The organism is Cellulosimicrobium sp. GQ32 (assembly GCF_059758455.1).
This window is the reverse complement of the sequence record NZ_JCAXEP010000003.1, coordinates 162,649-185,359: the sequence shown is the minus strand read 5'-3', so window position 1 is coordinate 185,359 and position 22,711 is coordinate 162,649. Positions and strand designations below refer to the sequence as shown.

17 protein-coding genes and 1 tRNA gene are annotated in these 22,711 nt (G+C 74.5%); 15 read left to right on the top strand and 3 right to left on the bottom strand.

The features are described 5' to 3' along the window. Positions 1 to 125: 125 nt before the first annotated feature. The 7 genes from AC6CH9_RS06980 to AC6CH9_RS06950 all read left to right on the top strand — a co-directional run bounded on the left by AC6CH9_RS06980 (position 126) and on the right by AC6CH9_RS06950 (position 8,014). Positions 126 to 3,170, top strand: a complete 3,045-nt coding sequence (locus AC6CH9_RS06980) for a UPF0182 family membrane protein (RefSeq protein WP_498154269.1) — start codon at positions 126 to 128, stop codon at positions 3,168 to 3,170. A gap of 118 nt (positions 3,171 to 3,288) precedes the next feature. Next, positions 3,289 to 4,341 (top strand): aldose 1-epimerase, encoded by a 1,053-nt coding sequence (locus AC6CH9_RS06975; RefSeq protein ID WP_498154268.1) that lies wholly within the window; start codon positions 3,289 to 3,291, stop codon positions 4,339 to 4,341. A 62-nt stretch (positions 4,342 to 4,403) separates the two neighbouring features. Next, positions 4,404 to 4,477, top strand: a tRNA-Met gene (locus AC6CH9_RS06970). A 218-nt stretch (positions 4,478 to 4,695) separates the two neighbouring features. Continuing rightward, positions 4,696 to 5,574: an ABC transporter substrate-binding protein gene (locus tag AC6CH9_RS06965; protein WP_498154267.1), complete on the top strand. Its 879-nt coding sequence runs from the start codon at positions 4,696 to 4,698 to the stop codon at positions 5,572 to 5,574. Between the two features lie 7 nt (positions 5,575 to 5,581). Continuing rightward, positions 5,582 to 6,511 carry an amino acid ABC transporter permease gene (locus AC6CH9_RS06960; protein ID WP_498154266.1) on the top strand — a complete coding sequence of 310 codons (930 nt, stop codon included), beginning with the start codon at positions 5,582 to 5,584 and terminating at the stop codon, positions 6,509 to 6,511. After that, the gene (locus tag AC6CH9_RS06955) at positions 6,508 to 7,311 is read left to right on the top strand and encodes an amino acid ABC transporter ATP-binding protein (RefSeq protein ID WP_498154265.1); all 804 of its coding nucleotides are present in this window, start codon (positions 6,508 to 6,510) and stop codon (positions 7,309 to 7,311) included. Before AC6CH9_RS06960 ends, AC6CH9_RS06955 begins: the two co-directional genes overlap by 4 nt. Positions 7,312 to 7,528: 217 nt before the next feature. Continuing rightward, positions 7,529 to 8,014: a hemerythrin domain-containing protein gene (locus tag AC6CH9_RS06950; RefSeq protein WP_498154264.1), complete on the top strand. Its 486-nt coding sequence runs from the start codon at positions 7,529 to 7,531 to the stop codon at positions 8,012 to 8,014. Positions 8,015 to 8,114: 100 nt separating this feature from the next. On the opposite strand, the gene AC6CH9_RS06945 is transcribed toward AC6CH9_RS06950, so the two are convergent. After that, positions 8,115 to 10,298, bottom strand: a complete 2,184-nt coding sequence (locus AC6CH9_RS06945; RefSeq protein ID WP_498154263.1) for a serine/threonine-protein kinase — start codon at positions 10,296 to 10,298, stop codon at positions 8,115 to 8,117. Between the two features lie 97 nt (positions 10,299 to 10,395). On the opposite strand from AC6CH9_RS06945, the gene AC6CH9_RS06940 reads away from it, so the two are divergent. The 3 genes from AC6CH9_RS06940 to AC6CH9_RS06930 all read left to right on the top strand — a co-directional run bounded on the left by AC6CH9_RS06940 (position 10,396) and on the right by AC6CH9_RS06930 (position 13,221). After that, on the top strand, positions 10,396 to 12,393 hold the full coding sequence (locus AC6CH9_RS06940; protein WP_498154262.1) for a thioredoxin domain-containing protein: 1,998 nt from the start codon (positions 10,396 to 10,398) through the stop codon (positions 12,391 to 12,393). Positions 12,394 to 12,469: 76 nt separating this feature from the next. Continuing rightward, positions 12,470 to 12,946, top strand: coding sequence for a dsRBD fold-containing protein (locus AC6CH9_RS06935; protein WP_498154261.1), 477 nt, complete (start codon positions 12,470 to 12,472; stop codon positions 12,944 to 12,946). Beyond that, entirely contained in the window at positions 12,943 to 13,221 is a 279-nt protein-coding gene (locus tag AC6CH9_RS06930) for an acylphosphatase (RefSeq protein WP_498154260.1), read from the top strand. Before AC6CH9_RS06935 ends, AC6CH9_RS06930 begins: the two co-directional genes overlap by 4 nt. A gap of 14 nt (positions 13,222 to 13,235) precedes the next feature. Here the strand turns inward: AC6CH9_RS06930 and AC6CH9_RS06925 are convergent, their stop codons facing one another. Next, complete coding sequence (locus AC6CH9_RS06925; protein ID WP_498154259.1) at positions 13,236 to 14,354, bottom strand: M15 family metallopeptidase; 1,119 nt, start codon at positions 14,352 to 14,354, stop codon at positions 13,236 to 13,238. Positions 14,355 to 14,503: 149 nt separating this feature from the next. Here AC6CH9_RS06925 and AC6CH9_RS06920 point away from each other — a divergent pair, with 149 nt between their 5' ends. Together AC6CH9_RS06920 and AC6CH9_RS06915 are read left to right on the top strand one after the other, a co-directional pair. Then, positions 14,504 to 15,634, top strand: a complete 1,131-nt coding sequence (locus AC6CH9_RS06920; protein ID WP_498154258.1) for a T6SS phospholipase effector Tle1-like catalytic domain-containing protein — start codon at positions 14,504 to 14,506, stop codon at positions 15,632 to 15,634. A gap of 130 nt (positions 15,635 to 15,764) precedes the next feature. Then, positions 15,765 to 16,334: a DsbA family protein gene (locus AC6CH9_RS06915; RefSeq protein ID WP_498154257.1), complete on the top strand. Its 570-nt coding sequence runs from the start codon at positions 15,765 to 15,767 to the stop codon at positions 16,332 to 16,334. A gap of 1,031 nt (positions 16,335 to 17,365) precedes the next feature. On the opposite strand, the gene nhaA is transcribed toward AC6CH9_RS06915, so the two are convergent. Continuing rightward, complete coding sequence (gene nhaA, locus AC6CH9_RS06910; RefSeq protein ID WP_498154256.1) at positions 17,366 to 18,781, bottom strand: Na+/H+ antiporter NhaA; 1,416 nt, start codon at positions 18,779 to 18,781, stop codon at positions 17,366 to 17,368. A gap of 420 nt (positions 18,782 to 19,201) precedes the next feature. Between nhaA and AC6CH9_RS06905 the strand changes: the two genes are divergently transcribed. The 3 genes from AC6CH9_RS06905 (at position 19,202) to AC6CH9_RS06895 (ending at position 22,657) form a co-directional block, all read left to right on the top strand. Then, positions 19,202 to 19,681: a nucleoside deaminase gene (locus AC6CH9_RS06905; protein ID WP_264031822.1), complete on the top strand. Its 480-nt coding sequence runs from the start codon at positions 19,202 to 19,204 to the stop codon at positions 19,679 to 19,681. Positions 19,682 to 19,749: 68 nt separating this feature from the next. After that, the gene (locus AC6CH9_RS06900; protein WP_498154432.1) at positions 19,750 to 21,225 is read left to right on the top strand and encodes an NCS2 family permease; all 1,476 of its coding nucleotides are present in this window, start codon (positions 19,750 to 19,752) and stop codon (positions 21,223 to 21,225) included. 82 nt (positions 21,226 to 21,307) lie between these two features. Next, on the top strand, positions 21,308 to 22,657 hold the full coding sequence (locus AC6CH9_RS06895; protein WP_498154255.1) for a molybdopterin molybdotransferase MoeA: 1,350 nt from the start codon (positions 21,308 to 21,310) through the stop codon (positions 22,655 to 22,657). Positions 22,658 to 22,711 lie beyond the last annotated feature (54 nt).

The window sequence follows — 22,711 nt, the reverse complement described above, 5'->3', positions numbered from 1 at the left end:
CGGCGGACGGGCGACGACCTGGTCGTGACGTCCCCCACGAGGCCGCGGGCCGTGGGAACCTTGGGGGAGGACCGGGCGTTGACCCCGGTGCACGCCCGAGCCACGACCGAAGAGGTATACCCACCGTGTCATTCGCCGCAGCGCCCCGCCGGCCGTCCTCCGGGGGGCGGCCCGCCCGGCGCCGGAGCCCGATCGGGATCGCGATCGCCGTCGTCGGCGCCCTCGTGGTCCTCCTGCTCCTGCTCGCCCAGTTCTGGACCGAGGTGCTGTGGTTCCGGCAGCTCGACTTCGCGAACGTCCTGTGGACGCAGTGGGGCGCGCGCATCGCCCTGTTCGTCGGCGGGTTCCTCGTGATGGGCGGGCTCGTCTTCCTGTCGTTCTCGATCGCGTACCGGTCCCGGCCGATCTACGCGCCGTCGACGCCCGAGCAGGCGACGCTCGACCAGTACCGCGAGGCGATCGAGCCGCTGCGCAAGGTCGTCATGATCGTCGCGCCCGCGCTCGTCGGCTTCTTCGCCGGCGCGGCGGCGGCGTCGCAGTGGCAGACCGTCCTGCTGGCGATGAACTCGGTGCCGTTCGGCACGACGGACCCGCAGTGGGGCATCGACCTGTCGTTCTACGTCTTCACGCTGCCCGCCCTGCGGTTCGTCGTGAGCTTCCTCATGGCGGTCGTCATCATCGCGGGCATCGCCGCGGTCGCGACGCACTACCTGTACGGCGGGCTGCGCATCGGCGGCGGCTCCGACGCGGGCCCGCGCACCACGACGGCGGCGCGCGTCCAGCTCTCGGTGACTGCCGCGCTCCTCCTGGTCCTCATCGGGGCCAACTACTGGCTCGACCGGTACTCGATCCTCACCTCGGGCGGCGCGAAGTTCGACGGTGCGTCCTACGCGGACGTGCACGCGGTCATCCCTTCGAAGGCGATCCTCACGCTCGTCGCGCTGTTCGTCGCGGCGCTCTTCGTCGTCACGGCGGTGCGCGGCAACTGGCGCCTGCCCGCGATCGGCGTGGGGCTCATGGTCGTCTCGGCCATCGCCATCGGCGGCATCTACCCGAGCGTCGTGCAGCGCTTCCAGGTCACGCCGAACGCGCAGGACTTCGAGGAGGAGTACATCCAGCGCAACATCGACGCGACGAAGGCCGCGTACGGGATCGACGACGTGCAGACGGAGCAGTACAACGCGAAGACCGAGGCGGAGGCCGGCGCGCTGCGCGAGGACGCCGACACCACCGCGTCGATCCGCCTGCTCGACCCGGAGATCGTCAGCCCCTCGTTCAGCCAGCTCCAGCAGAACAAGCAGTACTACCAGTTCTCGCCGTCGCTGTCGGTCGACCGGTACACGATCGACGACGAGAGCCGCGACACCGTCATCGCGGTCCGCGAGCTCAACCAGGACGGCCTGGGCGCCGACCAGCGCAACTGGGTCAACGACCACACGGTCTACACGCACGGGTTCGGCGTCGTCGCCGCGTACGGCAACCAGATCGGCCCGGACGGCCGCCCCGCGTTCTACGAGGGCTCGATCCCGTCGACGGGCGCGTTCACCGACGCGGGCGGCTACGAGCCGCGCATCTACTTCTCGCCCGAGGCGCCGCAGTACTCGATCGTCGGCGCGCCCGAGGGCCGTGACCCGTGGGAGCTCGACTACCCCGTCGACGACGAGGGCGGCCAGGTCAACAACACGTTCCCCACGCAGGAGATCGAGGGCGGCCCGAGCGTCGGGTCGTTCATGAACAAGGTGCTCTACGCGCTGAAGTTCGGCTCCGAGCAGATCCTCTTCTCCGACCGTGTCACCGAGGAGTCGCAGATCCTCTACGACCGCAGCCCGCGCGACCGCGTCGCGAAGGTCGCGCCGTACCTGACGCTCGACGGGCGCGTGTACCCGGCGGTCGTGGACGGCCGGGTCAAGTGGATCGTCGACGGCTACACGACCTCGAACGCGTACCCGTACTCGACGTCCGAGTCGCTCGAGGACTCGACGCGGGACTCGCTCGTCGCGGCGAACTCCGTCGAGGCGCTCGCGCCGCAGCAGGTGAACTACATCCGCAACTCGGTCAAGGCGACCGTGGACGCGTACGACGGATCCGTGGACCTGTACGCGTGGGACGCCGAGGACCCGGTGCTCAAGGCGTGGACCCAGGTGTTTCCGAGCTCGGTCCAGCCGATCTCGGAGATCTCCGGCGACCTCATGAGCCACCTGCGCTACCCCGAGGACCTGTTCAAGGTGCAGCGCACGCTGCTCGCGAGCTACCACGTGGACGACGCGAACGAGTTCTTCTCGGGTCAGGACTTCTGGCGCAGCCCGGAGGACCCGACGGCGAGCGGGCAGGTCAAGCCGCTGCAGCCGCCGTACTACCTCACGCTGCAGATGCCGAGCCAGGAGGCGCCGACGTTCTCGCTCATGTCGACGTACATCCCGGGCGGTGGCTCGGACCGCAACATCCTCACCGGGTTCCTCGCGGTCGACGCGGAGCCGGGCAACGAGGCGGGCGTGCGGTCGGAGGACTACGGCACGCTGCGGCTGCTCGAGCTGCCGCGCAACGCGACGGTCCCCGGACCGGGTCAGGTGCAGAACAACTTCAACACCGACCCGACCGCCGCGGACGGCCTCCTCGCGCTGCGTCGTGGTGACTCGACGGTCATCAACGGCAACCTCCTCACGCTCCCGGTGGGCGGCGGCCTGCTGTACGTCCAGCCGGTCTACGTGCAGTCGACGGAGGGCACGCGGTTCCCGCTGCTGCGCAAGGTGCTCGTGTCGTTCGGCGACGAGATCGGCTTCGCGGACACGCTCGACGAGGCGCTGGACCAGGTGTTCGGCGGCGACTCGGGCGCGAACGCGGGCGACGCCGACGGCGGGGTCGAGACCGAGGTCCCGGACCAGCCGGCCGACGGCGAGACCGCCGACCCCGGGACGACGGACCCCGGCACCGAGCCGCCCGCCACCGAGGAGCCGGCGCCGCCGGCCGACGGCGGCACGGTCGACGGCGGCGCCCGCGCCGAGCTCGACCAGGCGCTGCGCCAGGCGCAGCAGGCCATCGAGGACGGCCAGGCGGCGCTCGCGGAGGGCGACTTCGCCGCCTACGGCGAGGCGCAGGACCGGCTCCAGCAGGCGCTCGAGGCGGCGCTGGCGGCCGAGCAGTCGCTCGACACGGAGTCCTCGGCCGGCTGACGGCCGCAGCAGGACGAACGCACGCCACGGACGGGCGGGGACACCAGCAGGTGTCCCCGCCCGTCGGGCGTCCTACCGGAGTTGTCTTTTCGTCCGCCGGGCGGGAGGATCGCTCCTCGTGACTTCTGCAACGGTTTGCAGCAACGCTTTCAGCGCGGCGAGCGAGGCGACGCCGGCCGTCCCCGCCGCGCGCCTGCACCACCCGTCCGGGGCCGAGCTCGTCGTGGCGCTGCGCGGTGCCGCCGTGCTCGCCTGGCGTGCGCCGTGGCGCGGGGCGGACGGGGTCGAGCGCGTCGAGGACCTCGTCGACGGGTACGCGGACGAGGCGGAGGTCGCCGCGCACGACGCCGCGCGGTCCGCGCTCATGGCACCGTTCGTCAACCGTCTCGCGGGCGGGCAGTACGTGTTCGACGGCGTCCGGCACCAGGTGCCGCCCGTCCTGCCGTGGGAGCCCCTCACCATGCACGGGTTCGCCCGCACGCTCGACTGGACGGTCGTCGAGGGCGCGGGGGAGGGCGGTGGCGCCGCGCGCGCCACGGCGGCCGCCGACGGAGAAGGGCGCGAGTCCGTGACGCTCCGGACGGTCGTCCACGCCGACGCGCACGCCGGCTACCCGTTCGCGCTCGTCCTGGAGGTCCGGTACGCCCTCGGCGCGGGCTCCCTCGACGCGACGCTGCGCGCCCGTAACGTCGGGACGTCCGCGGCCCCTGTCTCGCTCGGCTGGCACCCCTACCTCCGGGTCCCCGGGCACGGCACGGTCGACGCGCTGGAGCTCACGGTGCCGGCCCGCCGCGCCGTCGTGACCGACGCCGGGATGCTCCCGCTCGCGGGTGAGGCCGCGTTCGGGGCGATCGACGGCGTCGGGCCGCTGCCGCTCGCCGGCGTGCGGCTCGACCACGCGTTCGGCGACCTGCGCACCGACGCCGACGGCCGCGCGCGGACGCTCGTGCGCGACCCCGCGACGGGGCAGGGGCTCGCCGTGTGGCAGGACCGCGGGCTCGTCCACGTCTACACGGGCGACGGTCTGGCGCGGCGCGAGCGGGCCGCCGTCGCGATCGAGCCCGTGGAGACGCTGACCGACGCGTTCAACCGCGCCGACTGCGCTGCGGACGTGCGGCTCGAGCCCGGGGCCGCGCGCGAGTTCGCGTTCGGGGTCGAGGTCCTGGCGTGACCCACGTCTCGTCCACCCGATTTGGCCTGGTCCGGAACCTCACGTAGAGTAGTGATCACCGACGCGGGGTGGAGCAGCTCGGTAGCTCGCTGGGCTCATAACCCAGAGGTCGCAGGTTCAAATCCTGCCCCCGCTACTCAGAAGGCGAAGGCCCTCGATCTGATGATCGAGGGCCTTCGTCGTGTCCGGGGGCGTCCGCCTCGGTGGCGTCGTCGCGCAGCAACCGTGTCTCCGCTGTGACGCGCCCCACCCGGCCGAGGTGCGGCCGGGGGAAGCCACGGCCCACGGCCCGGCGTTATCGTCAGTGGCCGGCGCCCACCACTCCCGCGGGCGCCCGACACCCGGAAGGTCACCATGCGCCGTCTGCGTCCCCGTCCCGCCCTCCTCACCGCTGTCACGGCGGTCGCCGCGCTCACGCTGACGGCCTGCTCGTCGGGAGGCGCCGGCGACGACACCGCGAGCCCGAGCGGCAGCGCCTCGGGCGACGCCGCGCAGTGCGAGCCCGGCGCGCTCCCGACGCTCACCGACGGCGTGCTGACCGTCGGCGCGGGCGAGGCGTACGCTCCGTGGTACATCGGCGAGCACGACTCGGGCGAGGGCTTCGAGTCGGCGCTGATCTACGCCGTCGCGGACCGCCTCGGCTACGCGGCCGACGACGTGGTGTGGGAGACCGTGACGTTCGAGCAGATCATCAGCCCGGCCGTGAAGCCGTTCGACGTCGCCGCCTACCAGACGTCGATCACCGACGAGCGCAAGCAGGCCGTCGACTTCTCCAGCCCGTACCTCACGACGCGCCAGGGCGTCATCGTCATGGAGGACGGCCCCTACGCGGGTGCGACGACGCTCGCCGAGCTCGACGGCGCGCGCATCGGCGTGACGGCCGCGCAGACGAGCCTCACGCTCGCGGAGGCGGCGTGGGGCGAGGACGCGGACATCTCCCCGTACAACGCGGCGGGCGACGGCATGCAGGCGCTCCAGTCCGGCACGATCGACGCGATGGTCATGGACGTGGACCAGGGCGTCGCGGCCTCGACCGAGTACTTCCCCGACTCCGTCGTCATCGGGACGCTGCCCGACCAGGGCGTCGTCGAGCAGTACGGGCTCGTGCTCGACCTGGACTCCGCGCTGACCGACTGCGTGACGCAGGCCGTCGACGAGCTCGAGGCCGACGGCACGCTCGCCGAGCTCCGCACGACGTGGCTCAAGTCGGACGACATCCCCGTCCTCGAGTGACCCGGCCGTGAGCGTGCCCGACGACGCGCGCCCGCCCGGGCGCAGCGACGAGCCCGACGGAGCCCCGACCACCGCGTGGTCGCCGTCGCCGCTCGCGCTCGACCGCGCGGCGTTCCGGCGTGCGCAGCGTCGCCGCTCGCTGCTGGTCGCGCTCGTGAGCACGGTCCTCGTCGTCGCGGCGGTCGTGCTCGTCGTCGTCAACGCGCCCGGCTGGGAGCGTGCGCGGACCGCGTTCTTCGACCCGGCGATGGCGTGGGAGTCGCTGCCCGCGATCCTCGAGGGGCTGTGGCTCAACCTGCGCGTGTGGGTCGTGGCGGGCGTCGTCGGGACGCTGCTCGGTCTCGGGCTGGCGATCGCGCGCACGAGCCGTATCCCGGCGCTCTTCCCGCTGCGTGCGTTCGCGACCGCGTACGTCGACCTCTTCCGCGGGGTGCCGCTCCTGCTCGTCCTGCTGCTCGTCGGCTTCGGGCTGCCCGCGCTGCGCCTGGAGTGGCTGCCGACGTCGGGCGCCTTCCTCGGAGCGCTCGCGATCGTCCTCACGTACACCGCGTACCTGGCCGAGGTGTTCCGCGCGGGCATCGAGTCGGTGCACCCGTCGCAGGTCGCCGCCGCGCGCTCGCTCGGGCTCACGCGCGCCCAGACGACCCGCCGCGTCGTGCTGCCGCAGGCCGTGCGCAACGTCACCGCCCCGCTCGCGAACAACCTCGTCTCGCTCCAGAAAGACTCGGGTCTCATCTCCGTGCTCGGCGCGGTCGACGCGATCCGCGCCGCGCAGATCGCGACCACGGGGAGCTACAACTTCACGCCGTACGTCGTCGCGGGGATCCTGTTCTTCCTCGTGTCGTTCCCGCTGACCCGCGCGGTCGACGCGTACCAGGCGCGCCGCGGCTGGGGCCGGTCGCTGGCGACCGTGAGCGGGGCGGGGGACATCCGATGAGCGCGTCCGTCGTCCCCTCCGGCGCGACCCCGCGGGCTGCGGGCGCGGACCACCTGCTCTCGCTGCGCGGCGTCCGCAAGACCTTCCCTGCACCCGGCGTCCCGGGTGGGCGGCGGGTCGTGCTCGACGGCATCGACCTCGACGTCGACGCGCACCGGTGCGTCGTCCTCGTCGGGTCGTCCGGCTCGGGCAAGTCCACGCTCCTGCGCGTGGTCAACCTCCTCGACGAGGTCGACGACGGGCAGATCCTGCTCGACGGCGAGGACGTCGCGGACCCACGGCTCGACGCCGACCGGGTCCGCGCCCGCATGGGCATGGTCTTCCAGGCGTACAACCTGTTCCCGCACCTCACCGTGCTCGACAACGTGACGCTCGCGCCGCGCCTCGTCCACCGGCGGGCGCGTGCGGAGGCGGAGGCGGCGGCCGTCGAGATGCTGGGCCGGGTCGGCCTGGGTCACAAGGTGAGGGCGTACCCCGACCAGCTCTCGGGCGGCGAGCAGCAGCGCGCCGCGATCGCGCGCGCCCTCGTCAACGGGCCTGAGCTGCTCCTGCTCGACGAGGTGACATCCGCGCTCGACCCGGAGCTCGTCGGCGAGGTGCTCGACCTGCTCGCCGAGCTGCGTGCCGAGGGCCGCACGATGCTCGTCGCGACGCACGAGATGGGCTTCGCCCGCCGCATCGCCGACGAGGTCTGCTTCCTCCACGAGGGCCGCGTCCACGAGCGCGGCACCCCCGAACAGGTTCTCGGCGACCCGCAGCAAGAGCGCACGCGCACGTTCCTCCGCCGCCTCCACGCCTGACCCCCGTCCCCCGGGACTGCGCCGAACACGACATGAGCGTCGTTCTGAGCCGTTTCGCGGCGCTCAGGTCGTGTTCGACGGCGCGTGGAACCCCCGGAGCGGGCTGGTAGGGTCGCGCGCAGCGTCGCGTGCCGGTGGCGGACCACGTCAGGCATGGAGGCGCCGAACCCGGAAGGGGGAGCCGTGACCTCACGGGCCCTTTCCTCGCTCCTCACCGATGAGTGAGGGCGAGAAGGCCAGGCTCGCGGCCTGGTACGACGAGATGCAGGCGGTGCACGGCCGGCTGCGACGCGCGCTGGAGCTGGTGCGGGACGCCGTGCGCGACGACGATCCGGACCCCAGCGATCCGGTCACCGATCTGCTGGTGTACTGCCGGGGCTTCTGCACTGCCCTGACCCGGCACCACACCGCCGAGGACGCGGTGCTCTTCCCCGAGCTCGAGCGGCGTCACCCCGACCTCGCCGACGTCCTGCGGCGGCTGCGCCAGGACCACGGGATGATCGCGTACCTCGTCGCCGACCTCGAGCGCGCGCTCGACCGGGCGGCGGATCCCGAGGCGTCGCGCGACGCCGTCGGGCGTCACCTGGACGGGGTGGGGGCGATCATGGAGTCGCACTTCCGGTACGAGGAGCGAGCGCTCGCCGGCGTCCTGGCCGCGCTCGATCTCGTGGCGCCGCGCGACGACGTGCTCGGCCCGCTCTGAGGGCACGGTCGGGCGGCACCGCGCGGTGCGGCCCGACGGCCGCCCGACGGCAGCCCGACGGTTGCCGGCGGCATCCGGTCGGGTCGCCATCGACCGCCGCTCAGCCGCGCAGGACGAGCACCACCGTGGCGATGACGGACGCGGACGCGAGGAGCGTGTACGGCCAGACCCACGTCCGCCGCCCGGCGACGCGTAGCACCACGGCCACCGCGAGCGCCGCCAGGGCGAGCACGGGGCCGTCCACGAGCGGAGCCAGGTCGACCGAGACGCGCAGGGTCTCCAGGAGCTGCGGCGGCAGCGGGACGAACGGCTCGCTCTGCCGGGCCGCGCCGTCGGGCACGAGCCACAGCGTGCGCAGCACGGCCAGGACCGCGAGCAGGCGCGGCAGCGCGCGCAGGAACGCGCCCCCGACCCGGGACCGGTCCACGGGTGATGACGCCGCTGACCGTGACGACGCCCCGGCCGTCGGCGCCGCGGGCTGCTGCGGGGGCGCGGGGAACGCGGGGGCGGTCTGCTGCGCGATGGAGGGCTGCGGGGCCGGGGCGCTCGTGACGGCCGCGCCGGTGATCCGCGGCCGAGCCGACCGCGGTGTGGGCCCCAGGTGCTGGACCGGGCTCCGGCGCGGCGGGACGGACGGCGGGACCGGGCGCCCGACCTGGGTGGCGACGAGGTCGGGGGAGTCGAGCACCCGGGTCCCCGCGACGGCCGCGGGCGCAGGCTCCGCGGGGCCCGCCCCCGACGGCGGTCGGCCCAGCGTGGAGACCCGCCGTACGGCTCCCGGCCAGGTACGCCCGCCCGGCGTGCCGCGCGCCGGGACGCCGTCGGGCTCGTCGGTGCGCAGCCGGGCGACGCGGACCACGGGCTCGGGCCGGGCGGGCGTCACGTGCGGCGGGCGACGGTACGCCCGCCACCCGCGCAGGGTGTCCGCGTGCCCGGCCGGCGGGGTGGCGGCCTGCCACTGCATCGCCTGCCAGAGCCAGTCCTTGAGCTCGGCGGGGGTGCGGCCGTCGGCGACGTGCGCCCCGATGCTCGCCACGTGGTCGGCGATGACCTCGGAGGCCGCGCCGTCGAACCCGTCGCCGTGCACCTCGGAGAGCACGCTCATGAGCGTGGCGTCGTACACGAGGGCGTGCCACGGCTCCCGGGCGCGGGTGGTGTCCCGCCCGGCGACCGCGCCGGGGTCTGCCCCGGGGTCCGTGCCGACCGCGACGGCGTCGGCCGGCCGCGCGCCCCGGACGGGAGCCCCGGTCGCGGCGCCCAGTCCGGCGACGGGTCCGAGGGCCCGCTCGGCCGCCGTGGCGCCGTCGGCCACGATCCGGTGCGTGAGGAGCAGGGTGTCGTCGGCGGCCTCCCCGGCGAGCCGTGCGCGCAGCACCGTGACGACGCTCTCGAGCGCGGGGCGGTGGTTCGGCTGGTAGCGGGTCATCGACAGGATCAGGTCCTGCAGGTGGGGGTCGATCTCCGGCAGCTCGGCGGGGGACGGGGCCGGCTCCATCCCGGCCGGCACCCCGACCAGGTCGTCCGGCGCCTCTCGGACGAGATCGTCGGCCTCGAGGTCGCGACCGAGGAAGTTGAGGTCCGCCGGGACGACTCCCGTGGTGGCGAAGATCAGGAGCAGGCCGAGGGCGTACACGTCCGAGCGGGGGTGCACGCGGCGGGCGAACAGCTCCGGCGCCATGTACGCGAGCGTCCCGACCGGCTGCGTGGACGTCGCGGTGTCGAACAGCTTGGCGATGCCGAGGTCGATGAGGACCGCGCGGTCGTCGTCGACCATGATGTTGGCGGGCTTCAGGTCGCGGTGCACGCAGTGCTGCTCCTGCAGCACGAGCAGCGCCTCCGCGACCTGCGAGGCCAGACGGAGCGCCTGCCGCCCGTCCAGCGGGCCCGACGCGCGGACCTGCTCGCGCAGCGTCGTGCCCGGCACGAGCTCCATGGCGAACCAGGGCTGCTCGTCGTCCAGACCCGAGCGCACGAACGCGGGGAAGCCGCGCCCGTCGACGGCCTCCAGCAGCCGCGCCTCCTGCGTGAAGCGCTCGCGGGAGCCCTCCTGCAGGCCCGTGAGCACCTTCACGGCCACCTCCGCGCCGTCCGCGTCCGTCGCGCGGTAGACGTGCGCGAACCCGCCGTGCCCGAGCACCTCGCCCAGGGTGAACGGGCCTCGGCGGTCACCGCTCGCGGGCACCTGACGGACGGGTCGCCGGGGCAGCGGTGCGGGCTTCGGCGGGCTCGGGTGGGTGTCGTCGTCGGTCGCCGCCGGGAGGACGGACTGCTCGGGGCCGGGCATGGGCGCAACGTTACAAGCGCGCACGTCCTGGACGTAGCAGACAAACCCGTTCTGGACTCCGGTCGCCGCGGCGCCGCCACCTGGCAGGCTGGGACGCATGGTCAACCGCCTCGCCGACGCCGTGAGCCCGTACCTGCGGCAGCACGCAGGCAACCCCGTCGACTGGTACCCGTGGGGCGCCGAGGCGTTCGCCGAGGCACGGCGACGTGCCGTGCCGGTCATGGTGTCGGTCGGGTACGCGACGTGCCACTGGTGCCACGTCATGGCGCGCGAGAGCTTCTCCGACCCCGAGATCGGCGCGCGGCTCGCGCGCGGGTTCGTCGCGGTGAAGGTCGACCGTGAGGAGCACCCCGACGTCGACGCGAGCCTGCTCGCCGCCGCGAGCGCGTTCACACCCGACCTCGGCTGGCCGCTCACGGTGTTCACGACGCCGGACGGCGCCCCGTTCTACGCCGGCACGTACTGGCCGCCGGTCCCCGTGGCGGGGCGGCCCGCGTTCCGGGACGTGCTCGACGCCGTCGCCCAGGCCTGGGAGCAACGGCGCGACCAGGTGGTCGACACCGGGGAGACGATCCGCGCGGCGCTGCGCGACGCGGCGGCGGGGCGGCGGACGGGGGTCCCGCGCGCCGCGGCGACGACGGTCGCCGCCCCCGGGGAGCCGGGCGCTCCCGGTGCGACCGACGACGGGCCGGTCGGCCGGCTCGCCGACCATGCGCGGACCGTCGTCGACCGGCTGGAGGCGGCGGAGGACCGCGTGCACGGCGGGTTCGGCGGCGCGCCGAAGTTCCCCGTCGCGCCCACTCTCGAGCTCCTGCTCGACGTCGCCGCGTCGTCGGTCGTGGACCCCGAGGTCGCGCGGCGCGCGCTCGTCCTCGCCGGGCGCACGGTCGACGCCATGTCGGCGAGCCCCCTGCGCGACGTCGACGGCGGGTTCTTCCGCTACGCGACCCGGCCCGACTGGTCGGAGCCGCACTACGAGCGGATGCTCTACGACAACGCCCAGCTCCTCTCCGCCGCGACGACCCTCGCCGTGCTGCGGCGCACCGGGCCGGTGGACGGCCCGCTCCGCACGCCGGCGCCTGCCCCCGGGGACCCGGGCGAGGGCGCCGCGCGGGTCGCGGCCGACGTCGGGCGCTTCCTCCTGCGCGTGCTGCGCCTCGCCGACGGCGCGTTCGCGAGCGCGCAGGACTCGGAGTCCGTCGTCGGCGGCGAGCGTGTCGAGGGCGGCTACTACCTGCTCCCGCCCGCCGAGCGCGCGCACCACGAGCCGCCCCCGCTCGACACCAAGGTGCTCACCGGCTGGAACGGCCTCGCGATCGAGGCTCTGGCGCGTGCCGGCCACCACCTCGGCCTCCCCGACCTCACCGACGCCGCGCGCGCGGCTGCCGACCGGCTGCTGACCACGCACGTGCGGTCCGACGGGACGCTCGTGCGCGCGTCGGAGGGCGGCGTCGCCTCGGACGCCGTCGCCACGCTCGAGGACCACGGCGCCCTCGCGACCGCCCTCCTCGTGCTCGGTGGGCTGACGGGAGAGGCCCGGTACGTGCGCGAGGGCCTGCGGCTCGTCGACGCGACCGTCGGCGCGGACGGCGAGCTGCGGCCCCCGCAGGGCACCGACCCCGTGCTCACCGACCTCGGGCTCGCGGCCGGTGCCGCCACGGACGCGTCGGAGGGCGCCGTGCCGTCGGGCACGACGGCGGCCGCGCGGGCGGCGCTGCTGGCCCACCTGGCGACGGGCGAGCCGCGCTACCGGGACGCCGCCCGCGCGCACGTCGCCGCGTCCCCGACGGCGAGCGAGCACCCGCTCGGCGCGGCCGGGGTGCTCCGCGTCGCCGTCGGGCTCGCCGAGCCGCCCCACCAGCTCGTGCTCGTGGCCGACCCGGACCTGCGCGAGGCGTTCCGGGAGGCCGCGCGCGACTGGTACCACCCGGACGGCCTGCTGCTCGGCGCGACGCCCCGCGACGCCGCCGCGCTCGCGGTCGACGGCGTCGGCCTGCTCGCCGGTCGCGGCCCGGGCGCGTACTTGTGCGCCGACTTCGTGTGCCGGCTCCCGGCGCACGACCCCGAGGCGCTGCGGGCCCAGCTCGACGCGTAGCCCATGCCCGGCCCGGGGGTGCACGGCGCACGCGCCGGTCGCATGATGGAAGAGCGGTGCGGCACGAGGAGGAGCCATGAGGGCATCGGTCGGGGACAGGATCGTGACCGCCTCGGGGGTCGTCGGCGGAGCGGTGCGCGACGGGGTGGTGGTCGAGCTGCGGCACGAGGACGGGTCGCCCCCGTACCTCGTGGAGTGGGCGGACACCGGCGAGCGCACGCTCGTCTACCCGGGGTCGGACAGCTACGTCGAGCACGTGCCGGGGGCGGAGAGAGGCGGTGGGACCGACACGACGAAGGTGTGGCGTGTACAGGTCAGCGTCGTCGAGTCTCAGGGCCGCACGACGGCGGAGGCGGTGCTCGTCGCGGAGACGCCGGAGCACCTGCGGACCGTAGGGCGCGCGCGCCGCGACCCGCACGACCTGGACGTCCCGCTCATCGGCGACGAGATCGCCGTCGGGCGCGCGCTGCGGCGGCTCGCGGACCGGCTGCTCGACGACGCCGAGTCGGACATCGAGTCGTCCACGGGCGTCCCGGCGCACGTGCACCTGTGACGGAGTCTCCCGACGCGCCGGTCGCCCTGCGGGCCGTCGTGCACGGGCGTGTGCAGGGCGTCGGCTTCCGCTGGGCGACGCGCGAGCGGCTCGTCGCGCTGGGGCTCGACGGCGCCGCGACGAACCGTCCCGACGGCACCGTCGAGGTGGTCGCGACCGGGCCGCGGAGCGCGGTCGACCGGCTCGTGGCGTGGTTGCGCGACGGCCCGACGCCGGGGCACGTCACCCGGGTGGACGTCGACCTGGGCGCGGGCCCGGGGGCATGGTCTCCCTGAGTCCCGCCCCCGGCTCAGTCGTCCGCGCGGGCCAGCACGGACTCCCAGTGCCACGGCTCGGGCACGCGCCCGTCGGGCTCGGCGAAGTCGGGATGGGTCCAGCCGTAGGTCTCGGCGTTCTGCTTGAGCCACTCGTACTGCGGCGTGCCGAACGCCTGCACGCCCCCGCCCAGGTCGACGGCGAACCCCAGGCCGTGGTTCGAGCAGCCGGGAGGGGCCGCGATCGGCGACGACGGGTCGTAGAGGCCCGCCTGCTCCTCGTACGTGCGGTAGGAGGAGTTGATCGTCAGGTGCACGCCGAACCGCTCCAGGTAGGCGGCGTCCAGGGCGACGAGCCCGTCGAGCACGTCGGCGCGCACGCGGTCCGACGGCGACCACGGGATCGCGGCCAGGGCGGAGTCGGGCACGCGACCGCCGTCGGGGTCCCACACCTGGTCCGGAGCGGGGCAGGAGACGGCGTCCTGCGCGGTCGACATCTCCTCCGTCGACGTGGCGACGGTCGCCAGTCCTGCCTCCAGGTCGACCACGGCCTGCTCGAGCGCGGCGAGGTCGTCCGCGGACGCACCGCTCCCGGCGCTCTCCGACGTCGTCGCGGCCGCGTCGAGAGCCTCCCGGAGCCGGGCGCGCACCGCCTCGTCGGCGCCCAGGCCCTCCGTGGCGGCGTAGATCTTCTCGCCCTGCTCCTGGACGGGCGCGAGGCTCGTCCGGGCCGCCTCGACCTCGGCACGCGCGTGGTCAAGCATCGAGGCGTGCACGGCCTGCGACGCCTGCTCCAGCGACTCGGTCGTGCCCGTCGTGCCCGTCGTCATCCGGTCGAGGAAGGACGCCCCGAGGAGGGCGCGCGCGTCGTCGACCTCGGCCGAGAGGTCGTCCCGGACGGCGGGGTCGGCGACCTTCCCGTCGGACTCCGCCAGCAGCTCCTCCGCCGCGGCCGTCCGCCCGTCCAGCTCGTCGTAGGTCGACCCTCGGTACCAGACCAGCCCGCCCCCGGCGGCCCCGAGGAGGAGCGCCAGCGTCACGACGACCGCCACCCACACGCCGCGGTGCCGGCGCGTCCCCCGCGCGTGCCGCCGCTCCCGCCCCGTCGGGTATCCCGAGGGTTCGGTGGAGGAAGGGGCGTTCGTGACGGTCACACCGCCAGAACCTACGCCACCCGGCGTACGCCCTCGGACCGTTCACCGGGTGAGCGTGGACACGCTCACCGAAGTATCACGATCCCCGCCGGACCCTCCCCAGATGATGACCCCCGGCGACGGTGCCGGAGGCGAGACGGGGAGGGGCCATGAAGCGGCTGGTGCTGTGCTGCGACGGCACGTGGAACTCGCCGGTGAACGCGAGCGTGTCGAACATCGAGAAGATCGCGCGCTCGGTCCGCACCGGCATCGGACCGGACGGCGTGCAGCAGATGGTGTTCTCCGTCGAGGGCGTCGGGGCGCAGGGCTACCTCGTCGACCGCCTGCTCGGCGGGGCGTTCGGGTACGGGCTGACGCGCAACGTCGTCGCCGGGTACCGCCACCTCGCGCTCAACTACGAGCCCGGCGACGAGGTCTACGTGTTCGGGTTCAGCCGCGGGGCGTACACGGCCCGCAGCGTCGTCGGCATGGTCGCGACCGTCGGGCTGCTCACCCAGGACTCCCTCGCGCGCGACCACCTGGGCGACGCCGAACGGATCTACCGCCTGCGAGACGGTGCCCAGCGGGCGGAGCAGGCGGCCGTCTTCCGCGCCGCGCACTGCCACGACCACGTCCCGGTCGCGTTCCTCGGGGTGTTCGACACCGTCGGCGCGCTCGGGGTCCCCGGCCTCTCGCGCCGGCGCAGCCGGTTCCACGACCTGCGCCTGTCGACCGACGTCGAGTGCGCCCGCCAGGCCCTCGCGATCGACGACCGCCGCATCACGTTCGAGCCGTGCCTCTGGGACGTGCCCGTCTCCATGGCGGCGCGGGTCAAGCAGGTCTGGTTCCCCGGCGGGCACAGCGACGTCGGTGGCGGGGCGCGCGCACGGGCGCTCTCCGACACCGCGCTCCTGTGGATGGTCGGCGAGGCCGTCGCCCGCGGGCTGTCGTTCGACGAGGACCGGCTGTTCGCGCAGCTCCACCACGAGGACGAGCTCGTGTGCCGGTTCCGCCCCGGACTGCTCTTCGGCGCACTCAATCTCCTCAAGCGCATGCACCCGCGCCCGCGCTTCCGCGGCGACCGGCGCGTCCTCGCCGGGGTGCCCACCCCGCCGGACACCGTCGACGCCGTCTACCTCGCCGAGACGGCCGCGTACCTGACCGCGGACCCGGCCTCCGAGTACGCGCGCCACGCCCGGAACGTCACGTGGTGGCGCGAGAGCGCCGGGCCGGGTCTGGAGCACCTCGTCGAGCCGATCCCGGGCGGCGTCCGGGACGACCGGCCGCTGGTCCTCGCGTGAGGGGCCGGCCGGTCGCGCACGGTCGACGACGGTCCGCACGCGGACTCCCCGCGACGCCCGCGCGGGTGCGGGGGACGACGTCGTCCGCTCGCCGGGTGCGACGCGCCGCCCCCGTGCCATGCTGGGCCACGTGAGCGAGCAGACCGCAGCCCCGATCCCGGCCGAGCAGCTCGTCCCCGCCGACGCGCACGTGCTCGGCAACCCGGACGCGCCCGTCACGATCGTCGAGTTCGGCGACCTCGAGTGCCCGTACTGCGCCGCCGCCGCGCCCGTGCTCCGACAGGTCGTCGAGGCGTCGGCAGGCCAGGTACGTCTCGTGTTCCGGCACTTCCCCCTGTTCGAGATCCACCCGCACGCGCTCTCCGCGGCGCTCGCGGTCGAGGCCGCGGCGGCGCAGGGGCGGTTCTGGGAGATGCAGGCAGCGCTGTTCGAGCACCAGGACCAGCTCGGCGAGGCCGGGCTGGCCGACCGCGCCGAGGAGCTCGGCCTCGACGGCGCGTCCGTCGTGGGGGACGCCGCGCAGCAGCACGCCGCGCCCGTGCAGCGCGACTACGCCGACGCCCTCGCCGCAGGAGTCCAGGGCACCCCGACGCTGTTCGTCAACGGCGTCCGCTACCGCGGCCGCGTCACGGCCGACGGCCTCCGCACCGCGATCGACGCCGCCACCGCGCCGAGGGAGAACCCCGGCCACGCGAGGTAGAGCCGTGGTCGCACGAGGTAGAGCCGTGGTCACGCGAGGTAGAGCCGTGGTCACGCGAGGTAGAGCCGTGGTTGCGCCAGGTAGAGCCGTGGTTCTTGTGCTCGACGGCGCGTGGTCGCCCTGGGTGGTCGGGGTGGGTGGTGGTGCCGCGTCGACCATCCGCCGCTCGTTCCTCGCGGCTCCCGCGTTCTCGGTCGGGATCGTCCTGCGTTCGCCAGCTCACTCCGGACGATCCCTCGTTCCAGGCCCGCCACGACGCGGCACCACCACCCACCCCGCCCGGCGTCGTCTCGCCCTGGTCTCCGCTCACCTCGGGCGACTGCCCGCGGTGTCGGTTCACCGAGCATGTTCCCGGTGTCGCCTTCGGTCGCCGCGTGGCACGGTCGCTCCCGGCTCCCGGCTCCCGGCTCCCGGCTCCCGGCTCCCGGCTCCCGGTGCCGTTGCGCGCCGTGGCCGTGGGTCGTGTCACCGTCGCGACGGTGCTGGTGGTAGCGATGTCGCCCCGGATCGTGGCGACATGACGTCGAGCAGGTGGTTGTGGTTCGTCGGGGGGTGTCTGACGAGCCGCGGTCGCCTGTTCGGCTTGCCTGGACGGCCTGGACGGCCTGGACGGCCTGGACGGCCTGGTCGGCCGGGTGGCGGGCCGTGGTGGGTCGACGGCTGAGCGGTGGGGGTGGGCTCGGATGCGAAGGGGCGTCAGAGCGGCGCTCCTCGAACCCACGGCCGAGGGACCAGGGTGACGGCGCCGCAGCCCCGAGCACCGAGGCCACCCGCGCCGCGGACCCGACCACGCGGGCCTGCGGCCCGACCAGGGCTCTACCTCGCGAGACCAGGGCTCTACCTCGCGAGACCAGGGCTTTACCTCGCGAGACCAGGGCTCTACCTCGCCCGACCGGGGCTCTACCTCGCGGGACCGGGGCTCTACCTCGCGGGACCGGGGCTCTACCTCGCGAGACCAGGGCTCTACCTCGCCCGACCAGGGTTCTACCCCGGTGGACCAGGGTTCTACCTCGGCGGGGGCGGGTGCGTGCTCAGGTGGTCGTGGGTGGGCGCCAGGGGAGGGGCGGGAGCTCGGGCGGGGGGCCGTCGGCGCCGGGGGAGCACAGAGGCCAGCGCTCGCCGACGAACCGGAGCGCGAGGGAGCCGAGCACGGCGGCGACGAGCGAGCCCGCGAGGATGCCGATCTTGGCCTGCTCGATGAGCGCCTCGTCGTCGAACGCGAGCTCGGCGATGAAGAGCGAGATGGTGAAGCCGATGCCGGCGAGGATCGCCCCGCCGAGCAGGTGGGAGTAGCGCACCCGACCGGGGAGGTCGCCGAGGCCGAGGCGCAGGGCGAGCGTCGCGGCGCCGAAGATGCCGACGGCGTTGCCCACGACGAGCGCGACGGCGACGCCGATCGTCACGGGCGACGTCGCCGCGGTCCGGAGCGACTCGGCGTCGAGCTGTACGCCCGCGTTGGCGAGGCCGAACACGGGCACGACGACGTACGCGCTCCACGGGTGGAGCACGCGCTGGAGTCGCTCGCTCGTGGGCACCGCCGCGCGCGCGGCGAGCTCGGTGAGGTGCTCGCGCTCCGCCGTCGTCTCCTGGGCGAGGCGCTTGGCGTACTTGGGCACGACCGCGACGTCGACGGGCCGTGAGGAGCGCGACGGGACGAGCAGGCCCACGAGGACTCCGGCGAGAGTCGCGTGGACGCCGGACGCGTAGACCGCGCCCCACAGCGCGATCCCGGCGAGCGCGTACGGGGTGAGCCGCCAGACGCCGAGCCAGCGCAGCGCGAGGATGACGACGACGAGCACGGCGGCGACGAGGAGCCCCGGGAGCCAGAGGTCGTCGGTGTAGAAGAGCGCCATGACGGTGATGGCACCGATGTCGTCCACGACGGCGAGCGTGAGGAGGAAGAGCCGGAGCTGGTCCGGGCAGCGCGGTCCGAACAGGGCGAGGATCCCCACGAGGAACGCCGTGTCGGTCGACATGACGATGCCCCACCCGTGCTGCGCGGGGGAGCCGGCGTTGAACGCGACGTAGATGAGGGCGGGGACGGCGAGGCCGCCGAGCGCGCCGAGCGCGGGCACGGCGACGGTCCGCCGGTTGCGGAGCTCGCCGCTCGTCACCTCGCGGTTGATCTCGAGCCCGATGACGAGGAAGAAGACGGCCATCGCGGCGTCGTTGACCCAGTGGTGCAGGTCCATCTCGAACGACCACGGCCCGACGTGCCAGCCCGCCGTCGCGGACCACAGGTCGTCGTAGGCGCCGGACCAGGCGGAGTTCGCCCAGACGAGGGCGACGACGGTCGCGACGAGCAGCAGCACCGCGCCGCCCGCCTCGGTCGCGAGGAACGACCGCAGGGAGGGCGCGACGGGACGCAGCTGGAAGCGCAGCGGCGGGCCCGGCCGGGCGGGGACGCGGACGATCGGGAACGACGACGGCGGAGCGGGCTCGGTCACGGGGCCTCCGGGTGGTCGGGGACGGGCGACGCCCCCGGGCGTCGGACGTGAGAGCGGGGATCTTCGGACCGACCCTGGGTCGGCCCTGCGCTGGGACAACTCTTCCGGGCGGGAGTTCCTTCCGCAACGGGCCGGGTGCGGCGGAGTTCTCCACCGCTCTGTCCACAGTGTGGAAAAGTTCTTCCAAAACTCTTGTGTCCTCGGTCACGCGCTGCTAGCGTCGTGCGTGCCAACGGCGGGCCCGGGCCGAGCGACACGCTCGGTGGTCGACGCGATCGATCCGACACCGGCAGCTACCAACCAGGCGGAAGTGACAACTCGCCTGCAGCGGCCCGCCGGCCGCCTCCTCCCGGGTCACCGACGAGCCGGAAGCCGGAGGCGGAGCACCCGGCGTCGCTGCCCGAACCGTGGAGACTCACCATGGACACTCTTGTCGTGGACGCAGCACACCTGGACCGAGCCGTCGCCCTCGCGGTCGACAGCGTCGCGAACGCCGGAGGGCCCTTCGGCGCCGTGATCGTCACCGCCGACGGGCAGGTGTTCGAGGGCAACAACCGGGTCACGCAGGACAACGACCCCACCGCGCACGCCGAGGTCACCGCGATCCGTCGCGCGTGCGCTGCGCTCGGCACGTTCGACCTCACCGGCGCGACGCTCTACTCGAGCTGCGAGCCGTGCCCCATGTGCCTCGCGTCGGCTCTCTGGGCGCGCGTGCAGACCGTGTACTTCGCCGCCGACCGCCACGACGCCGCGAGCGCCGGGTTCGACGACGCCGAGTTCTACGACTTCTTCGCCGCCGACCCCGCCGACCGGAGCATGCAGGTCGTGCACGAGCGCACGGCCACCGCCACCGCGCCGTTCGACGCCTGGCGCGTCCTCGAGTCCCGGATCGAGTACTGACCGGCCGCCGCGCCGTTCAGCACCGCGATCTCGCACCGAAAGGACACAAGGACGTGACCCTCCTCGGCATGCGGCGGGAGACCGCCGAGAACGACGACGCACGCGGCTCCGGCCGGGCCACCGGCCGGCTCGACCGGTTCTTCAGGATCACCGAGCGTGGCTCGACCACGGGGCGCGAGCTCCGTGGCGGCCTGGTGACCTTCTTCGCGATGGCGTACATCGTCATCCTCAACCCCCTCATCCTGGGCGGGACGAGCGCCGAGAACGCGCCCGTCGACGTCGCCGGCGGGTGGCTCCAGACGGCGCAGGTCGGCGCGATGACCGGCCTCGCCGCCGGTGGCCTGACCATCCTGTTCGGGCTCGTGGCGAACCTCCCGTTCGCGCTCGCGGCCGGGCTGGGCATCAACTCGTTCCTCGCGGTCGCCGTCATCGGCGACGTCACGTGGCCCGAGGCGATGGGACTGGTGCTCGTCAACGGTCTGCTCATCGTGCTGCTCGCCGTGACGGGCGCGCGGTCGGCGATCTTCAACGCCGTCCCGCGCCAGCTCAAGGCCGCGATCACGGTCGGCATCGGCCTGTTCATCGCGTTCATCGGGTTCGTCGACGCCGGGTTCGTCACGCGCACCGCGGGCGGGCCGCCGGTCCAGCTCGGCGACGGCGGGTCGATCACGTCGGTCCCGACCCTCGTGTTCGTCGTCGGCCTGCTGACCATGGGCATCCTCGTGGCGCGCAAGGTCAAGGGCGGTCTGCTCATCGGGCTCGTCGCGACGACCGTCGTCGCGATCGTCGCCGAGTCGGTGCTGCACCTCGGCCCCGCGTCCGACGACAACCCCGGCGGCTGGCACCTCACCGTCCCGACGCTGCCGAGCTCCCTCGTCTCGGTGCCCGACCTCAGCCTGTTCGGGCAGTTCTCGTTCGGTGCGTTCGACCGGATCGGGGCGCTCGCGGCGACGATGCTCGTGTTCACGCTGTTCTTCACGAACTTCTTCGACGCCATGGGCACGATGACGGGGCTCGCCAAGCAGGGCGGCCTCGCCGACGCGGACGGCAACTTCCCGCGCATCAAGTCGGCGCTCGTCGTCGAGGGCGTGGGCGCGGTCGTGGGCGGCGCGACGTCGTCGTCGTCGAACACGGTGTTCGTCGACTCGGCGGCGGGCGTGGGCGAGGGCGCGCGCACGGGCCTCGCGTCGGTCGTCACCGGCGGGCTCTTCCTCGTCGCGATGTTCCTCACGCCGCTCACGGCGGTCGTGCCGATCGAGGTCGCGAGCGCGGTGCTCGTGGTCGTGGGCGCGATGATGATGGGCCAGATCAAGGAGATCGACCTCACCGACTTCACGGTCACGCTGCCGGTGTTCCTCACGATCGTGACGATGCCGCTCACGTACTCGATCGCCAACGGCATCGGGATCGGGTTCGTCACGTGGGTCCTGCTGCGGTTCGCGTGCGGCAAGGCGCGCGACGTCCACCCGCTCCTGTGGGTGGTCGCGGCCGGGTTCGTCGTGTACTTCGTGCGCGGTCCCCTGACCGCGGTCGTGGGAGGCTGAGCCTCGACATCGACCGCACGGCCGACGGGTCGCCCGCTCCTCCGGGTGGCCCGTCGGCGTGCGGGGAACGGGGAGGCGAGGCATGGCCGGGACAGCACGTGTGAGCGTCGACGAGCACCGCGCGGACGTCGCGGCGCTCCTCGCCCCGCTGGTGGAGGCGGCCCGACGGCGCACGCGCACCGAGGACGTCCTCCTCGCCGACGCGCTCGGCCGGGTCCTCGCGGGCGACCTCGTCGCGCCCGTCGCCGTCCCGCTGTTCCGGAACTCCCAGATGGACGGGTACGCGGTGCGGGCCGCGGACGTCGCCGTAGCCGGCGCGGACGCGCCCGTACGCCTCGCGGTCGCGGCCGAGATCCCGGCGGCGCCGGGCGTCCCGCCGCGGCTCGCGCCGGGCACCGCGGCCCGCATCATGACCGGCGCGCCCGTGCCTGAGGGCGCGGACGCCGTCGTCCCCGTCGAGGACACCGTCGCAGGGACCTTCGCGGGCACGCCGCGACCCGACGTCCGCGGTCCCGCGGGGGCCGACCCGCCCGGCCCCGGTGCGAGCCCCGCGGTCGAGATACGAGTGCCGCGGTCGGCGGGCGACTTCGTGCGGGAGGCGGGCTCCGACGTCCGGCCCGGCGACGTGCTCCTCGCGGACGGCACCGTCCTCGCGCCGAACCACCTCGCTGCCGCGGCGGCGTGCGGGGCGGGGAGCGTGCGCGTGGTCGTCCGCCCGCGCGTCGCCGTTCTCTCGACGGGGTCCGAGCTCGTCGGGCCGGGCGAGACGCCGGGGCCGGGGCAGGTCTTCGACGCCAACGCCGACGCGCTGGGGGCGGCTGCCCGGCGCGCGGGCGGCGACGTCGTGCTCACCGCCCGGTGCGGCGACGACGCCGCGCGGTTCGCCGCCGTGCTCGCCGAGGCGACCGCGGTCGCGGACCTCGTCGTGACGTCGGGCGGCGTGTCGCAGGGTGCGTACGAGGTGGTCAAGGACGTGCTCGGTGGCTCCGGCGCCGTCGGCGGACAGGGCGCCGGCCGGGATGTGCGTCAGGAGGTGTCGCCGGGCGTCACGTTCCGGTCGGTCGCGATGCAGCCCGGTGGGCCGCAGGGGTTCGGCACCGTGCACGGGACGCCCGTGCTCACGTTCCCGGGCAACCCGGTGAGCGCCCAGGTGTCGTTCGTGATGTTCCTGCGCGAGCCGCTCGAGCGCGCGGCGGGTCTTCCCGGGGCCGAGCGCGTGCGCACGGCGGTCCTCGCCGAGCCGCTGACCTCGCCCGCCGGGAAGCGTCAGCTCCTGCGCGGTGCGACCGGACCCGGTGGCACGGTGCGCGTCGTCGGGGGAGCGGGCTCGCACCTCGTCGCGTCGATGGCGCGGGCGGACGTGCTCGTGGACGTCCCCGCCGACGTGACACAGTGGGACGCCGGGACCGAGGTGGAGGTGCGAGAGCTGTGAGCGAGACGCAGGGCGGGTCCCCGGGCGTCGCCCCCGGTGAGGTGTTCGAGGACG

What these genes read in the sequence shown, in the direction of transcription:
- AC6CH9_RS06920 (WP_498154258.1), top strand. Translation starts at nt 14,504, where the DNA reads ATGAAGCGGCTGGTGCTGTGCTGCGACGGCACGTGGAACTCGCCGGTG.
- AC6CH9_RS06935 (WP_498154261.1), top strand. Translation starts at nt 12,470, where the DNA reads ATGAGGGCATCGGTCGGGGACAGGATCGTGACCGCCTCGGGGGTCGTC.
- AC6CH9_RS06955 (WP_498154265.1), top strand. Translation starts at nt 6,508, where the DNA reads ATGAGCGCGTCCGTCGTCCCCTCCGGCGCGACCCCGCGGGCTGCGGGC.
- AC6CH9_RS06905 (WP_264031822.1), top strand. Translation starts at nt 19,202, where the DNA reads ATGGACACTCTTGTCGTGGACGCAGCACACCTGGACCGAGCCGTCGCC.
- AC6CH9_RS06895 (WP_498154255.1), top strand. Translation starts at nt 21,308, where the DNA reads ATGGCCGGGACAGCACGTGTGAGCGTCGACGAGCACCGCGCGGACGTC.
- AC6CH9_RS06950 (WP_498154264.1), top strand. Translation starts at nt 7,529, where the DNA reads ATGAGTGAGGGCGAGAAGGCCAGGCTCGCGGCCTGGTACGACGAGATG.
- AC6CH9_RS06940 (WP_498154262.1), top strand. Translation starts at nt 10,396, where the DNA reads ATGGTCAACCGCCTCGCCGACGCCGTGAGCCCGTACCTGCGGCAGCAC.
- AC6CH9_RS06900 (WP_498154432.1), top strand. Translation starts at nt 19,750, where the DNA reads ATGCGGCGGGAGACCGCCGAGAACGACGACGCACGCGGCTCCGGCCGG.
- AC6CH9_RS06965 (WP_498154267.1), top strand. Translation starts at nt 4,696, where the DNA reads ATGCGCCGTCTGCGTCCCCGTCCCGCCCTCCTCACCGCTGTCACGGCG.
- AC6CH9_RS06945 (WP_498154263.1), bottom strand. Translation starts at nt 10,298, where the DNA reads ATGCCCGGCCCCGAGCAGTCCGTCCTCCCGGCGGCGACCGACGACGAC.